At 71.9% G+C, this 12,954-nt stretch carries 13 protein-coding genes; 8 read left to right on the top strand and 5 right to left on the bottom strand.

Features of this window, described 5'->3' with window-relative positions; genetic code table 11:
* The first annotated feature begins 85 nt into the window (after positions 1 to 85).
* From rimO to M8542_RS28885, 7 genes are all read left to right on the top strand, one after another.
* On the top strand, positions 86 to 1,522 hold the full coding sequence (gene rimO, locus M8542_RS28915; RefSeq protein WP_257923416.1) for a 30S ribosomal protein S12 methylthiotransferase RimO: 1,437 nt from the start codon (positions 86 to 88) through the stop codon (positions 1,520 to 1,522).
* Positions 1,519 to 2,160 carry a CDP-diacylglycerol--glycerol-3-phosphate 3-phosphatidyltransferase gene (pgsA, locus tag M8542_RS28910; protein ID WP_257923415.1) on the top strand — a complete coding sequence of 214 codons (642 nt, stop codon included), beginning with the start codon at positions 1,519 to 1,521 and terminating at the stop codon, positions 2,158 to 2,160. Before rimO ends, pgsA begins: the two co-directional genes overlap by 4 nt.
* A gap of 2 nt (positions 2,161 to 2,162) precedes the next feature.
* Entirely contained in the window at positions 2,163 to 2,624 is a 462-nt protein-coding gene (locus tag M8542_RS28905) for a CinA family protein (RefSeq protein WP_257923414.1), read from the top strand.
* A 99-nt stretch (positions 2,625 to 2,723) separates the two neighbouring features.
* Positions 2,724 to 3,191, top strand: coding sequence for a helix-turn-helix domain-containing protein (locus M8542_RS28900; protein ID WP_257923413.1), 468 nt, complete (start codon positions 2,724 to 2,726; stop codon positions 3,189 to 3,191).
* 231 nt (positions 3,192 to 3,422) lie between these two features.
* Entirely contained in the window at positions 3,423 to 4,268 is an 846-nt protein-coding gene (locus M8542_RS28895) for a PspA/IM30 family protein (protein WP_257923412.1), read from the top strand.
* Positions 4,269 to 4,296: 28 nt separating this feature from the next.
* Positions 4,297 to 5,301, top strand: coding sequence for a phage shock envelope stress response protein PspM (pspM, locus tag M8542_RS28890; RefSeq protein WP_257923411.1), 1,005 nt, complete (start codon positions 4,297 to 4,299; stop codon positions 5,299 to 5,301).
* Between the two features lie 455 nt (positions 5,302 to 5,756).
* Complete coding sequence (locus tag M8542_RS28885) at positions 5,757 to 7,193, top strand: allophanate hydrolase-related protein (RefSeq protein ID WP_257923410.1); 1,437 nt, start codon at positions 5,757 to 5,759, stop codon at positions 7,191 to 7,193.
* Here the strand turns inward: M8542_RS28885 and M8542_RS28880 are convergent.
* From M8542_RS28880 to M8542_RS28860, 5 genes are all read right to left on the bottom strand, one after another.
* The gene (locus M8542_RS28880; RefSeq protein ID WP_257923409.1) at positions 7,159 to 8,202 is read right to left on the bottom strand and encodes a quinone-dependent dihydroorotate dehydrogenase; all 1,044 of its coding nucleotides are present in this window, start codon (positions 8,200 to 8,202) and stop codon (positions 7,159 to 7,161) included. The two genes, M8542_RS28885 and M8542_RS28880, sit on opposite strands and share 35 nt — an antisense overlap.
* Positions 8,203 to 8,267: 65 nt before the next feature.
* The gene (locus M8542_RS28875) at positions 8,268 to 8,828 is read right to left on the bottom strand and encodes a GNAT family N-acetyltransferase (RefSeq protein WP_257923408.1); all 561 of its coding nucleotides are present in this window, start codon (positions 8,826 to 8,828) and stop codon (positions 8,268 to 8,270) included.
* A gap of 386 nt (positions 8,829 to 9,214) precedes the next feature.
* On the bottom strand, positions 9,215 to 10,243 hold the full coding sequence (add, locus tag M8542_RS28870) for an adenosine deaminase (RefSeq protein ID WP_257923407.1): 1,029 nt from the start codon (positions 10,241 to 10,243) through the stop codon (positions 9,215 to 9,217).
* A gap of 122 nt (positions 10,244 to 10,365) precedes the next feature.
* A complete protein-coding gene (locus tag M8542_RS28865; protein WP_257923406.1) occupies positions 10,366 to 11,175 on the bottom strand; it encodes a DNA-formamidopyrimidine glycosylase family protein in 810 nt (269 codons plus the stop codon).
* Positions 11,176 to 11,178: 3 nt separating this feature from the next.
* Complete coding sequence (locus M8542_RS28860) at positions 11,179 to 12,072, bottom strand: ParA family protein (protein WP_257923405.1); 894 nt, start codon at positions 12,070 to 12,072, stop codon at positions 11,179 to 11,181.
* A 106-nt stretch (positions 12,073 to 12,178) separates the two neighbouring features.
* On the opposite strand from M8542_RS28860, the gene M8542_RS28855 reads away from it, so the two are divergent.
* Positions 12,179 to 12,904 carry a methyltransferase domain-containing protein gene (locus tag M8542_RS28855; protein ID WP_257923404.1) on the top strand — a complete coding sequence of 242 codons (726 nt, stop codon included), beginning with the start codon at positions 12,179 to 12,181 and terminating at the stop codon, positions 12,902 to 12,904.
* The last annotated feature ends 50 nt before the right edge of the window (positions 12,905 to 12,954 follow it).

The raw sequence follows: 12,954 nt of genomic DNA, 5'->3' as shown, positions 1-12,954 counted from the left end.
CTGCCACATCGTCTGGAAGGGACGTCGTCACTACCGGGCTACGCCGTCGTCGGCTCCCGGGGGACCGGCGGCTACCCTGAACGTCGTGCCTTCTCCCACCACGGACTCCGCCGCCACTCGACGTGTCTCCCTGCTGACCCTGGGCTGCGCCCGCAACGAGGTCGACTCGGAGGAGCTGGCGGGCCGGCTGGCGGCCGGCGGCTGGGAGCTGGCGGCCGATCCCGAGGACTCCGACGTCGTGGTGGTCAACACCTGCGGCTTCGTCGAGTCGGCCAAAAAGGACTCGGTCGACACCCTGCTGGCGGCCTCGGACACGGGCAAGAAGGTCGTCGCGGTCGGCTGCATGGCCGAGCGCTACGGCCACGAGCTCGCCGACAGCCTCCCCGAAGCCGACGCCGTGCTGGGCTTCGACCACTACGCCGAGCTTTCCGACCGGCTCGACGACGTCGTCGCGGGCCGCAAGGTCGCCTCGCACACGCCGGGCGACCGCCGCAAGCTGCTGCCGATCAGCCCGGTCCAGCGGCCCGCCGCGGCCGAGAGCGTCGAGGTCCCGGGTCACGCGCAGCACGGCTGGGGCCCGCGAGTGCTGCGCACGCGCCTCGACGACTCGCCGGTGGCCGCGCTGAAGATCGCCTCCGGCTGCGACCGGCGCTGCTCGTTCTGCGCCATCCCGTCGTTCCGCGGCTCCTTCGTCTCGCGGCAGCCGGACGAGATCGTCGCCGAGGCGATGTGGCTGGCCGAACACGGCGTCAAGGAGCTGTTCCTGGTCAGCGAGAACTCGACGTCCTACGGCAAGGACTTCGGCCGCGACGGCGCCACCGCGCTGGAGCGGCTGCTGCCGCGGCTGGCCGAGATCGACGGGATCGAGCGCGTCCGCGTCTCCTACCTGCAGCCGGCCGAGACGCGCCCGCAGCTGGTCAAGGCCATCTCGACCACGCCGGGAGTCGCCGAGTACTTCGACCTGTCCTTCCAGCACTCCAGCGAGCAGGTGCTGCGCCGGATGCGCCGCTTCGGCTCGACCGACTCGTTCCTGGCGCTGTGCGAGCAGATCCGCGAGTACGCGCCCGAGGCCGGCATCCGCACCAACGTCATCGTCGGCTTCCCCGGCGAGACCGAGCACGACCTGAGCGAGCTGGAACGCTTCCTGACCGGCGCGCGCCTCGACGCCGTCGGCGTCTTCGGCTACTCGGACGAGGACGGCACGGAGGCCGAGACCTTCGAGGGCAAGCTGGACGCCGAAGAGGTGGCCAAGCGCGTCACGCGGATCTCGGCGCTGGTCGAGGAGCTGACCGCGCAGCGCGCCGAAGACCGGATCGGCACCTTCGTCGACGTGCTCGTCGAGCTGGACGACGACGGTGAGCTCACCGGCCGCGCCGCGCACCAGGCGCCGGAGGTCGACGGCGAGTGCGTCATCCTCGACGCGCCGGAGAAGGCCGAGGTGGGCGACTTCCTGCGCTGCGAGGTCGTGGACTCGGCGGGCGTCGACCTGATCGTCCGCGCGGTGCCGGACGCCGACCGGTGAGTGCGCTCCCCAGCGACGCCGCCGACGAGGGCACGGCCCACGAAGGCCCCGCCCAGGTCCCGGTCGCCACGCCGGTCCCCACGCTCAACGTCGCGAACCTGCTGACGCTGTCCCGGCTGGTCCTGGTGCCGCTGTTCGTCGTGGCGCTGTTCGTCGGCGACGGCCACGACACGACCTGGCGGGCGATCGCGACCGGCCTGTTCGCCGTCGCCTCGGCCACCGACCAGCTCGACGGCTGGGTGGCCCGCAAGTACGGCCTGATCACCGACTTCGGCAAGATCGCCGACCCGATCGCGGACAAGGCGCTCACCGGCGCCGCGCTCGTCGGGCTCAGCGTGCTCGGCGAGCTGGGCTGGTGGGTCACGATCGTCATCGCGGTCCGCGAGATCGGCGTCACGCTGCTGCGGTTCTGGGTGATCCGGCACGGCGTGATCCCGGCCAGCCGCGGCGGCAAGGCCAAGACGATGGCCCAGATCGCCGCGATCGTGGCGTACCTGCTGCCGCTGCCGGCCGGCGCGGACCCGGTCCGCTGGGCGCTGATGGGCCTGGCCCTGGTGCTGACGGTCGTCACCGGCGTGGACTACCTGGTCCGGGCCATCCGGCTGCGCGCGGCCGGCCGCCGCGTCACCGGAGCCTGAGGGTGGACGAGAAAGCACTGGTCAAGGCGCTGGCCGCGCGGGGTGAGACCGTCGCCGCGGCCGAGTCGCTGACCGCCGGGCTGGTCTGCGCGACGCTGGCGCGGGTGCCGGGCGCGAGCGCGGTCCTGCGTGGCGGGCTGGTCGTCTACGCCACCGAGCTGAAGACCGCGCTGGCCGGGGTCGACGCCGAACTGCTGGCCGAGCACGGCGCCGTGCACCCGGAGGTGGCCGCGCAGCTGGCCGAGGGCGCCCGCGACCGGTGCGGGGCGACGTGGGGCCTCGGGCTCACCGGGGTGGCCGGGCCGTCGGCTCAGGACGGTGTTGCGCCCGGAACGGTGCACGTCGGGCTCGTCGGGCCGGGAACACGCACAGTCCGTACGCTGGCCTTGAGCGGCGATCGGGACTTGATCAGGACCGAATCGGTCCGGGCGGCGTTTGCCCTGCTCGGGGAACATCTGGGCTGAATCGGGCGTTCGCCCTTGGCGTACGGGCACGCCAACTCCTGCGCCCGGGGCACCGCTCTGGGTAACGTAGGGGGTACTTGTTCGGAAGGGAGGCGCGTGATGACCGTGCTGTTGCGTGAGGCGATCGGTGATCGGCTCCGTCATGCCCGCACCAACCAGCGTCGTACGCTGCGCGACATCTCCCGCGCCGCCAGGGTCAGCCTCGGCTACCTCTCGGAGGTGGAGCGAGGCCAGAAGGAGGCGTCGAGCGAGCTGCTCGCGTCCATCTGCCAGGCCCTGGACCTTCCGCTCGGCGAACTGCTGCACAACGTGGCGGCGGACGTTTCGGCCCTCGACAACGTCGAGGTCGCCCCGGTCGACGAGCGGATCGTGGAAGGCGCGCCCCGGGAGAAGGTGCCCGAGCGCGGCGCCGAAGCCTCGGCGGCCGGCATCGAAGGCGGCCGCCTGATGTCGGAGCTGATCGGCAACGACCTCGCCGACCTGCGGGTTTCCCCGGCGCCGAGGATGAACACGACATTGCGGACGACGATCGGGCAGCCGAAGCTGGCCTCGACGATCGCGGCTTGATCGCAGGTTGGAAACGACGACGGCCCCGGGCAACCCGCCCGGGGCCGTTCGCGTTGCCTACTCGGGGTGATCAGGGCGATCCCTGAATTCGGCCGGGTCGCCTGGAACGGACGTGGCCGACCTGACACGATGGAACCCGACGCCGGGGTCGGTGCGTTGCACATGCAGGGGAGCGACGCCCCACACCCCGAGTACCTAGGCCCGTGGGACGCAAGAAGGCAGGCGGAGGAGATGGCCAACCCGTTCGTGAAGTTCTGGAAGTACATGATGGCGGCGTTCTCGTCGAAGATCGACGAGCACGCCGACCCGAAGGTACAGATCCAGCAGGCCATCGAGGAGGCGCAGCGCAACCACCAGGCGCTGACGCAGCAGGCCGCCTCCGTGATCGGCAACCAGCGTCAGCTGGAGATGAAGCTCAACCGGCAGCTCGGCGACGTCGAGAAGCTGCAGGCCTCGACCCGGCAGGCGCTCGTCCTCGCGGACGAAGCCCGCAACAAGGGTGACGAGCAGAAGGCCGTCGAGTTCGAGAACGCCGCGGAGAGCTTCGCGACGCAGCTCGTCACGGCCGAGCAGAACATCGAGGACCTCAAGACGCTGCACGACCAGTCGCTGCAGGCCGCGGCCCAGGCGAAGCAGGCCGTCGAGCGCAACTCGCAGATGCTGCAGCAGAAGCTGGCCGAGCGCACCAAGCTGCTCTCGCAGCTGGAGCAGGCGAAGATGCAGGAGCAGGTCTCCGCTTCGCTCAACCAGATGAGCCAGCTGGCCGCGCCGGGCAACACGCCGTCGCTGGAAGAGGTCCGCGACAAGATCGAGAAGCGCTACACCACGGCGCTGGGCCAGGCCGAGCTCGCCCAGAACTCGGTCCAGGGGCGCATGATGGAGGTCCAGGCCTCCACCACGCAGCTGGCCGGCCACTCGCGGCTCGAGCAGATCCGCTCGTCCATGCGCGGCGAGTCGGTCGCGCAGGTCACCGACGGCGGCAAGGCGGCAGCGCAGAAGCCGGCCAGCAGCTCGGCCGACATCCAGCGCGAGATCCAGGCACGCGTGCAGGCGGAGCAGGGCAAGAACCCGGCCTGACGCCGGACGCCGTTCGAAGGGGGCGAGCATGGGGCAGCAGGGCAGACGACGCGACTTCGGCGAGTTCGGTGCGAAGCTGGAGAAGCACATCGAGAAGCTGCCTGACTACGCCGTGCGCGCCCAGGAGAAGCTCCAGAAGGTGCAGAAGTACTTCCCGCCGGCCGAGCAGGCCGGCGGGAAGACCGCCCCACCCCCGCGGTCCCGGCCGAACCCGCTGCAGCGGCCGCCGGTGCGCCGGCCCGACATGACGGCGACCTGGTCGTCGATGGCGAACCAGGTCCCGGCCTTCGCCGAGGCCCGCGCCAAGTGGGATCGCTGGAACCACCCGGCCGCGAAGCTCGAGCGCCGCAAGCGCCGGGCGTCGCGCGCGATGACGTTGTGGATCCTGCTGACCGTGCTGTGCGGCGTGCTCGCCGTCGCCGCCGGGCTGGGCTGGATGAGTGCCACCGGCGCCGCGATGATGCCGCAGGCGATCATGGCCTTCGCCGGCGCTGTCGTGTTCGGCACGTTCGGCGTCCGCAGTGGCCTCAAGCTGCGGGAGCTCAAGCGCACCCCGATCCCGGCCGCCCCGGCCGCCCCGGCCGGCCCGCCGCCGTTGCCGCCCGCCGGCTCCGCCGCGCGCGAGCCGATGGAGCGGCTGACCGAGTGCGAGGCGTCGCTGTCCGAGCTGCTGCGTCAGCTCTCGGTGCCGTCGTCGGTGGGCACGACCCCGGTGTCCGAAGTGTCCGTCGCGGACGCCCGGCAGACGGCGACCGAAGCCGCGGCGGCGCTGCGCGGCCTCGCCGGACGCATCCAGGCGATCGAGCGCGGCCGCAACTCCGCCCCGGCCCGCGAGCAGGCGGCCCTGGACGCGGCGGTCGGCAAGCTGCGCGAACAGCTCGAAGACGGCCTCGAAGGCTTCCGCGGCCTGGTCGCGGCGGCAGGCCACACGGTGGCGGCGTCGAGCGACGGCCTGGTCACGTCCAAACAGGCCCTCACCGACGCGACCGACCGCCTGGCCGGCCTCGCCATGGCACTCCGCGAACTCTCCTGACCGTGATCGAAGGGTCGACACGCGTGATTGGACAGCCGACACGCGTGATTGAAGCGTCGACACGGCAAACCGGCCCCGCGGCGGCGTGTCGACCCTCTGATCACGCGTGTCGACTCTCCAAACACGTGAGTTGACCCCTCCATCACGCGGATTCCGGCTTCGCTGGGCCGTTGGGATTTCAAACTCGGCCGTTCGGGTGCCGGATCCGGCGGTTTCCGGACTTCGTCACCCGGTGTGCGTGATCGTGCGTTTCACCCCGGCGTCGCCGCCTGTTCACCTGTCGGTGCCGAAACATGCGCGTAATCGGAAACTGATCGCTACGGAAACGTCCGCGAACTAACGTTTCTGTCATGCATGTAGAGGTGTCACTCGCCGGGAGGCCAGCCGTGGACTGAGGTTCGCCGGCGCCGACCGTACACAGTGGACTTTCTCGACCGCCGAGGAAAGGACGCCCCGTGAACACGCTCCCGCCGGACCCGGATCCGACTCCGCCGACCCCGCCCACCGCCTCGCAGCGCGTCATCTCGGCCTTCGAACGCCTCACCGAGGCCCACCGCCCCGAACTCTGGTCCACCCTCCGCGCCGTCGAAGACGTCCTCGTCGACGCGAAGGCCGTCGACGACCGCGTCCAGGCGGGGGAGACCCTGCCGCTGGCCGGCACCGTCTTCGCCGTCCCGGAGCTGGTCGACGTCGCCGGGCAGCCGTCCGGCCGCTCCGTGCCGGAAGCGAGCGCCACGCTCGTCGCGCGGCTGACCGCCGCCGGCGCCGTCGTGCTGGGCAAGACCGGGTGCGCCACCGTGGCCTCGGCCTGGGACCACGCCAAGACCGGCGGCCGCGGCGCGGCGGTGGCCGTCGCGCTCGGCATCGTGGACCTCGCGTTGAGCACCGCGGGCGCGGTCCCGGCGGCGCTGAACGCCGTCGTCGCGCTGAAGCCGACCCGCGGCCTGCTGCCGATGACCGGCGTCCGCTCCGGCGACGGCATTTCCGTGTACACGACCGGCCTGGTCGCCGGGCGGCAAGCGCTTGCGCTGATGACCGGCCCTGACGGCGTCTCCTCGACGCGCCCCTGGCCCGAAGACGTCCGCCTCGGCGCCGGCGAGCACCCGCGGATCGCCTACCCGCGCAACCTCGCCCTGAGCGACGCCGCGGCACTGGCGTTCGAACTCGTCGTCAAGCGGCTCACGGCCACGGGCGCGATCCTCGAACCCGTCGACGAGCCGGCGATCGACGGCTTCGACGCGCTCCTCGTGCCGACCGTGCCGGACCACCCGGAGCTGGCCGAGGCGCTCGCCGACCCGGCCGGGGTGCACCACCGCCTGGCCGCCGGCACGGCGTTCGCGGACCGGCTCGACCTGGCCTCGGTCACCGTGCCGGTGCTGCCGGGTGACCGCCGCCCGTTCGGCGTCACCTTCCTGACCCGCGCGTTCGAGGACCAGATCGGTCTGGACCTCGCGACCGTGTGCACGGACGAGCCCATGACGCCCTACCCCGAGCCGGGCGAGGACGTCGTCGTGTTCGGCGCCCACCTGCGCGGCCAGCCGCTCAACGCGGCGCTCACCGGGCTCGGCGCGCGGTTCACCGGACCGGTCCGGACCACCGAGAGCTACCGGATGGTGCTGCTGGACACCGAACCCCCGCAGCCGGGCGTGCTCGACGACGGCGGCCACGTCCTCGACGGCGAACGCTGGCGGCTGTCCCCGGCCGCGTTCGAGGCGTTCGCCGCCACGCTGGCGCGGCCGTTCGTGCTCGACCGCGTCGAGCTGGACGACGGCACGCGGCCGCTGGCCGTCCGGTGCGACCCGGCCGCGAACGGCACCGGTCTGGACCGCTACGAGTCGTGGCGCGGGTACGTCCGGTTCACCTCGACCGCCGGGTTGCGAGGCCCCGGCTGACCCGGCGCACCAGGCCCGGCCCGTGCAGCGCGAAGCCCGTGTAGAGCTGCACGAGCGACGCGCCGGCGTCCACCAGGCGAAGGGCGTCGTCCGGGCCGAGGACGCCGCCGACGCCGATGATCGGCAAGCTCCCGCCGGTGTGGTCGTGCACGAACCGCACGACCTCCGCCGCGCGGGTGGTCAGTGGCCGGCCGGACAGGCCTCCCCCCTGCCCGGCCAGGCCGCTTTCCGCGGGCGCGATGCCGTCGCGGGAGAGCGTGGTGTTCGTGGCGATGATGCCGGCGACGCCGTGCTCGAGCGCGACGTCCAGCAGCTCGGCCAGCGCGTCTTCGGTCAGGTCGGGCGCGACCTTCACCAGCAGCGGCGTCGGCGTGCCCGACCCGGCGAGCTCGGCGGAGGTCGTGCGCAGCTCACCGAGCAGCTCGGCGAGCGCGGCGCGGTCCTGCAGCTGCCGCAGCCCGGGCGTGTTCGGTGAGCTGACGTTGATCGCGAAGTAGTCGGCGTACGGGTACAGCGCCCGCAGCGAGAACCGGTAGTCCTCGACGGCGTCTTCGAGCGGGGTGAGTTTCGACTTGCCGATGCTGATCCCCAGCGGGACGCCGGGTTTGCCGTCGCGGGCGAGCTTGGCCGCGAGGGCTTCCGCGCCGTCGTTGTTGAAGCCCATGCGGTTGATCACCGCGTCGCTGGCGGGGAGGCTGAACAGCCGCGGCTTCGGGTTGCCCGGCTGCGCGAGCCGCGTCACCGTGCCGACCTCGACGAAACCGAAGCCGAGCGCGGCCCACGCGGGCAGCGCCCGGCCGTTCTTGTCCATGCCCGCGGCGAGGCCGACGCGGTTGGGGAACCGCAGGCCCAGCACCGTCACCGGATCGTCGACGCGCAGCGCCCCGCCCAGCGCGGGCGCGGCCTTGCCGAGCCGGGCGAGGACGGCGACCGTGCGCTCGTGCACCAGCTCGGGATCGTGGTAGGACAGCCGGTACAGCGCCGGGCGGACGATCTTGTCGAAGAACACGCCCCCATGCTGCCAAATCGCCCGGAAGCCGCTACCCGAGCGTCACCTCGGAGTGAAGGCGGCCACTAGCCGCGGTCCTTCCACTCGTCTTCGAGCATCGCGTAGACGAGTTCGTCGGTCCACTCGCCCTTGACGATCTCGTTCTCCTTGAGGTGCGCTTCCCGGCGCATCCCGAGGCGTTCCATCAGCGCGGCGGAGGCTTCGTTGCGGCCGTCGCAGCGGCCGATGATGCGGTGCAGCCCCAGCTCCTCGAAGCCCAGCCGCAGCAGCTCCGTGGTCGCTTCGGCGGCCAGGCCCTTGCCGTGGTGGTCCGGGTGGAAGACGAAGCCGATCTCGCCCTGGCGGTGCTCACTGCTGAGCCACTCGAGGTTCAGGTCGCCGATCAGCTGGCCGGTCGCGGCCAGCTCGACCGCCACGGCCAGGAACTGCCCTTCCTTCGTGAGCGTGGAGCTGTGCACGCGCTTCGCCAGCGCGGCGGCCGATTCGGCGCGGCTGCGCGGCCCCCAGTAGAGGTAGCGGGCGACGTCGGCGCGGGACTGGAAGGAGTTCAGCGCGTCGAGGTCACCGGGTGTGAACGGGCGCAGGAGCAAGCGTTCCGTGGTCACCGGGTAGTCGGGCCTGAGCATGCTTCCAGGCTAGCGAGCTTGAGCCGTCCGGGGGACAGAACGGCGGAACGCGTTCGTCGAATCCCGGCGTTGGATCGCCGGACGGTCGTTCGCCGCCGATCGACGGCGTGACCTGCACAAATGAGCGCATGAAGGAACCCCCGGGGTGCCTCTCAAGCGCCGTCAAACGCTCGAGCCCGAGCCGGACTGGTGCTCGGAAACCCCGGGGGCACGGTGACTGCCTGGTATTCGCTATCAGGCATCACGTGAAGCAGGCGATGAGCCGAAGGTGGCTCAGTTGTATCGCTGCTCAAAGTCCTTCACGTGCCATCCGCTAGCGGACAGCCACCTCACGAGTCCTGTTGGAATACAACTTAGGACCACCTCCTTTCTCGTGTACTGCCACGCTAGGCGAAGTTCCCGGGGTCCGGCAACGTTATTTGTGTGATCTCGCTCCGCAGGAGAGCCTTCCGCCGCTCGTCGAGGAAGGACGCGTCGACGGCGTTCTCCGCCAGCCGCACCAGTTCGAGGGCCGACAGGCCCAGTGCTTCGGCGACGGCGACGTACTCGCCGGTGAGCGTGGCGCCGAACATCGGCGGGTCGTCGGTGTTGAGCGTGACGACGACGCCGTGGTCGAGCATGCGCCGCACCGGGTGCGCGGCGATGCTCGGCACCTGGCCGGTGCGCACGTTCGACGTCGGGCACACCTCCAGCGGGATCCGGTGCGCCGCAAGGTGTTCCAGCAGGGCCGGGTCGCCGGCGCAGCTGGTGCCGTGGCCGATCCGCTCGGCGCCGAGGTCGTGCAGCGCGGACCAGATCGTGGCCGGGCCGGTGGTTTCGCCGGCGTGCGGGACGCTGTGCAGCCCGGCTTCCCTGGCGCGGGTGAAGAACGGCTCGAACCGTGCGCGCCCGACGCCCAGCTCCGGCCCGCCGAGCCCGAAGGACACCAGGCCTTCCGGGCGTTCGCGCAGCGCGAACACGAGCGTCTCCTGCCCGGCCTTGGCGCCCTTTTCGCCGGGAATGTCGAAGCACCAGGCCAGTTCGACGCCCAGCTCGGCGGCGCGGGCCCGGCCGGTTTCCAGCCCGCTCAGCAGCTCGTCGCCGGGCATCCCGTCGAGCAGGTGGTTGTACGGCGTCACGGTGACTTCGGCGTAGCGGCAGTTCTGCGCGGCGAGATCCGCGGCCAGGCCGGCCACCAGGGTGTGGATGTCGTGGCGGTCGCGCACGAGCGAGGTGACCGCGAGGTAGCCGGTGAGGAAGTGGGCGAAGTCGCGGAAGGTGAAGAACTCCGCGAGCTCCCGCGCGTCGGTGGGGACACCGGCCGACGGCCGCCGCCGGGCCAGTTCGAGGACGGTCGGCAGGCTCGCCGAGCCGACGAGGTGGACGTGCAGTTCGACCTTGGGCAAGGCGTGCGCAAAGGCGCGGATTCCGGGCATGACAAAGCTCCCTGGGGTGTCGAGAAGGGTGACGGGAGGCGCGGACGGCTCAGGGAGCGAGGTCGCCGCGTTCGGTGTCGGCCCCGTAGAGCGGGAGCTTGAACGACGTCACGGGGTGCAGCCTACTGCGGTGGGTAGGGACCTGTCTGGTCCTTCGGGCAGAACCACGTCGGCCGCCGCTGGACGTCGTGGCCCTGCTGGCGGACCTGGACCTTGCCGCCGCAGCGGAAGCAGCCGAAGCGGGTGCGCTCGTACACCCAGTTCTTCCGGGTGCGGTTGACGTGACCGGTGGTGCTCTGGGCGAAGGTCCCGGCCCGGATGTTGGTCGTCAGCAGCTTGCGGGCCAGCGCGACCGCCTGCGCGGCGTCCACTTCGGACACCGGGGTCCACGGGGTGACGCCGAGCAGGAAGGCGATCTCGCACTTGTAGAGGTTGCCGACGCCGGCCAGCACGCGCTGGTCCAGCAGGGCGAGTCCCAGCTCGCGCGCCGGGTCGGCGGTCAGGTTCGCGACCGCGCGCTCGGCGTGCTCGTCCGTCCACTCCGGATCGAGCAGGTCGGGACCCAGGTGGGCGACGAGGTCGTGTTCCTTCGCCGTGGCCACGAGTTTGAGGTCGTGCACGCGGAACCCGATCACCTGGACGTCGGCCGCGGTCAGGATCACCCGCGCGTAGTGCGCCGGCAGGTGCCACCGCCCGCCGCGGACGTTGACGTCCCACATGCCGTCCATCATCAGGTGCGAGTGCAGCGTCAGGTCGCCGGAGAAGCGCATGAACAAGTGCTTGCCGACGGTGCCGACGCTGAGCACTTCGCGCCCGGCGAGGTCCACAGTGGCCAGTTGCGGCACGCGGAACTCGCCGCGCAGCAGCGTCTTCCCCGCCAATGCCTTCTCCAGGCGCCGGGCGACGAGGTAGACGGTGTCACCTTCGGGCACGGCTCATCCGGTGGTTTCGGACACCTCGGCCGGGGCCTCGGGTGTCTCCGGTGCGGGACCTTCGGGCCAGTCCGGGCCCTCGGGGTCCTCACCCGCGACGCGGTGCCGGCCCGCCCGGGTGGAGCGCAGGATCTTCGCCAGCACCATGTTGAACGTCAGCGCGATCTCCTGCGCGCCGGGGGAGTGCCACTCGTGGATCGGGCTGCACGCGCCCTGGGCCTGCTGCACCGCCAGCCGGTCGGTGATCGCCGTCGGCATCACCAGTGAGCCGAAGTTGTCGCGCAGCTCGGCGATCCGGAACTGGTGCTCGTAGGACCGCACGCGCAGCTTGTTCACCAGGACGCCGATCGGGCGCAGGTCCGGGTTGAGCTCCTTGCGGATCTTCTCGATCGCTTCCAGGGCCCGGTTCGCGCCGGCGACGGCGTAGATCGTGGGCTCGGTGACGATCAACGCGCTGTCCGCGGCCACCAGCGCCGACTTCGTCAGCCGGCCCAGCGACGGCGGGCAGTCCAGGATCACCAGCTCGTACGGTGTTTCGCGCAACGGCTCGCGGTCGAGCTCGTCGAGCGCGCGGGAGAAGTTCGCCAGCCGCTGCGGATCGGCGTCCGGGTCGTTGAGCAGCTCCAGCTCTTCGGCGCCGACGAGGACGTCGACGTCCTCGCTCCAGACGCTCGGCGCGATGGCTCGCTCCAGCATCGCCCGGGTGGGGGTTTCGAGCACGTCCGCGAGGGTGGCGTCGGTGTAGGGCGGGTCGAGCGAGGTGGTGGCGTTGCCCTGCGGGTCCAGGTCGACCACCAGCGCCCGGGTGCCCCTACGCAGGGCGGCGGACGCGATACCGAGAGCGACCGTCGTCTTGCCGACGCCTCCCTTGAGGCTGAGTACGGCGACCGTGTGCACGTCGTCCAGCCTACGGGTGCGCGCGCGGCGCGCCGTCAGGCAAGGGGCGTTCACTCGAAGGGAGGAGCCGGGGAGGCGGGCGGGGGCGGGCACTACCCTGTGCGGCATGAAGACGGAGACCGTGGCCGCCCGGGGTTCGGGCGCCGTTCGCCGGGTGCTCGAGGCCGAGCTGAAGGCCGCGCGCGCCCGGGGCGCCGAGCACCCCCTCGTCGTCGACGTGGGTGGCGGCAGCGGTGGCTGGGCCGTGCCGTTCGCGGCGGCGGGCTGCCGGGTGACGGTCGTCGAGCCGAGCCCGAACGCCCTGGCCACGCTGCAGCGCCGAGCCGAGGAAGAGGGCGTTTCCGACCTGATCACGGTGGTCGCGGACGACTCCGACGCGCTCGGCCGCTACGTCGAGGCCGGCTCGGCCGACCTGGTGCTGGCGCACGGCCTGCTGGAGATCGTCGACGACCCGGCCGCGGTGCTGGCCGCGCTGGCCGCGGCGGTCGCGCCGGGTGGCGCGGTGTCGGTGCTGGTCGCGAACCGGCACGCGGCGGTGCTGAACCGCGCGTTGTCGGGCCGGGTCGGCGAGGCCCGGCAGCTGCTCGAAAGCGCGGACGGGATCGTGGCCGGCGACACGGTGCTACGCCGGTACTCCGCGGCCGGCCTGCGGGCCGAGCTGGAGGCCGCGGGCCTGGACGTCACGCTGGTGCAAGGGGACCGGGTGATCGCGGACCTGGTCGGCGGGGACGTCCGCGAAGACGAGCTGGCGGAGTTCGAGCGGGCGGCGGCGGAGTCGCCGGTGCTGCGGGACATCGCCGGCCGGCTGCACGCGGTCGCGCGGCTCGCCTGACCCTTCCGGCGGGTTTCGGCCGTCGCGCTGCCGCTCGAACCGAAACTGTC

Source organism: Amycolatopsis iheyensis (assembly GCF_024703995.1).
Lineage (GTDB): Bacteria > Actinomycetota > Actinomycetes > Mycobacteriales > Pseudonocardiaceae > Amycolatopsis > Amycolatopsis iheyensis.
Note: the sequence above shows the minus strand (reverse complement) of the source record. Positions and strands in the feature narration are given on the sequence as shown.

Coding starts and splice junctions, on each gene's coding strand:
- M8542_RS28900 (WP_257923413.1), top strand. CDS start 2,724: ATGACCGTGCTGTTGCGTGAGGCGATCGGTGATCGGCTCCGTCATGCC.
- M8542_RS28895 (WP_257923412.1), top strand. CDS start 3,423: ATGGCCAACCCGTTCGTGAAGTTCTGGAAGTACATGATGGCGGCGTTC.
- pspM (WP_257923411.1), top strand. CDS start 4,297: ATGGGGCAGCAGGGCAGACGACGCGACTTCGGCGAGTTCGGTGCGAAG.
- M8542_RS28875 (WP_257923408.1), bottom strand. CDS start 8,828: ATGCTCAGGCCCGACTACCCGGTGACCACGGAACGCTTGCTCCTGCGC.
- add (WP_257923407.1), bottom strand. CDS start 10,243: ATGCCCGGAATCCGCGCCTTTGCGCACGCCTTGCCCAAGGTCGAACTG.
- M8542_RS28855 (WP_257923404.1), top strand. CDS start 12,179: ATGAAGACGGAGACCGTGGCCGCCCGGGGTTCGGGCGCCGTTCGCCGG.